This window comes from Methylosinus sp. R-45379, from assembly GCF_001644125.1.
Lineage (GTDB): Bacteria > Pseudomonadota > Alphaproteobacteria > Rhizobiales > Beijerinckiaceae > Methylosinus.
On record NZ_LUUM01000084.1, the window covers coordinates 1 to 1,179 of the forward strand.

Consider the following 1,179-nt stretch of genomic DNA (forward strand, 5'->3'; position numbering starts at 1 on the left):
CGAATGGCGACGGCGTTCCGGACGGCTGGTTATTGGCGAAGGCTCGAAACGGGGCTCGACATTAGCGACAGAACCGTGAGCTGCGCGCTTTCCGATGCGCCTGTCGCGCTGCGGATTTATCGGCCGGCGAATGTCGATGAGGCGCTGCCCTGCGTCGTGTTTTTCCATGGCGGCGGTTTCATGATCGGCGATCTCGATTTCGAGCACGCGCGATGTCTGAAGTGGTGCCATGGCGCGCGGCTCGTCGTCGTCTCCTGCGATTACCGATTGAGCCCCGAATTTCCCTATCCGGCACCATTGGACGATAGCTATGCGAGCCTCCTTTGGACTGTCGAAAATGCGGAGTCGATCGGCGTGGACCGCAATCGCATCGCCGTCGCTGGCGCAAGCTGCGGCGGGTGCCTTGCGGCGGGTGCCCTCTTGCGCAACAGGGATGACGGCGGCCCAAATGTGGCATTGCAAATGCTTCTCTATCCTGTGCTCGACGACCGCCTACAGACGCGCTCGATGATTGAGAGCGTGTCCACGCCCGGCTGGGATCAGCCAAGTTCCGTCCATATGTGGCGGCGCTATCTCGGCGAGCAGCGGCAGGAGCACCCGGCTTACGCCGCGCCGGCGCGGGCGAACGATTTAAGCGGCTTGCCGCCGACCTATGTAATGACGGCGGAAATGGACCCGCTCCGCGACGAGGGGATCGATTATGCGATGAGCCTGATGCATGCAGGCGTGTCAGTAGAATTGCATAATTACGCCGGCACCTATCATGGCTTTGATGCGGTCGACTCCGCCGCTATCGCAAGGCGGGCCATTGACGAGCAGATTGGAGCGTTGCGCCGCGCGCTGCGCCGCGATTGACGCCGTTTCGAGGCCTATCATGAATTCCATCGACACAACTTCTCGGGACGGGGCTTTCGCTCACATTCTGCATATTGCAAGCGCAACCTCGCCGAAAGCCCTGTTCGACAAGCTGCGGGAGGCCCCGGACGCCGGCGTCCTTGTCGTTGACCGCGCCGGCTGCCTGTTCACGAGCTATGCGACGCTTGCAGACGATGCACTCGCCGCGGCGGAAAGGCTGCAGGCCGCGGGCCTCGCGCGCCGGGACCGCATCGGCGTGCTGGCGCGAAACGCCTATGTGCGGATTGTGCTGGATCTTGCCATCATCGAGCTTGGCTGCGTCAG

Annotated in this window: 3 protein-coding genes; 2 read left to right on the plus strand and 1 reads right to left on the minus strand. The window is 62.7% G+C overall.

The genetic code is table 11. From position 1 onward, the window contains the following. Positions 1 to 207: hypothetical protein (locus A1351_RS25590; RefSeq protein WP_210178234.1), on the minus strand; the 207-nt coding region annotated here is incomplete at its 3' end. On the opposite strand from A1351_RS25590, the gene A1351_RS04165 reads away from it, so the two are divergent. Together A1351_RS04165 and A1351_RS04170 are read left to right on the plus strand one after the other, a co-directional pair. Next, entirely contained in the window at positions 157 to 855 is a 699-nt protein-coding gene (locus A1351_RS04165) for an alpha/beta hydrolase (protein WP_245291570.1), read from the plus strand. The genes A1351_RS25590 and A1351_RS04165 overlap by 51 nt on opposite strands. 19 nt (positions 856 to 874) lie before the next feature. Then, positions 875 to 1,179, plus strand: a 305-nt coding sequence (locus tag A1351_RS04170) for a hypothetical protein (RefSeq protein ID WP_198162216.1), incomplete at its 3' end; no start/stop codon positions are given.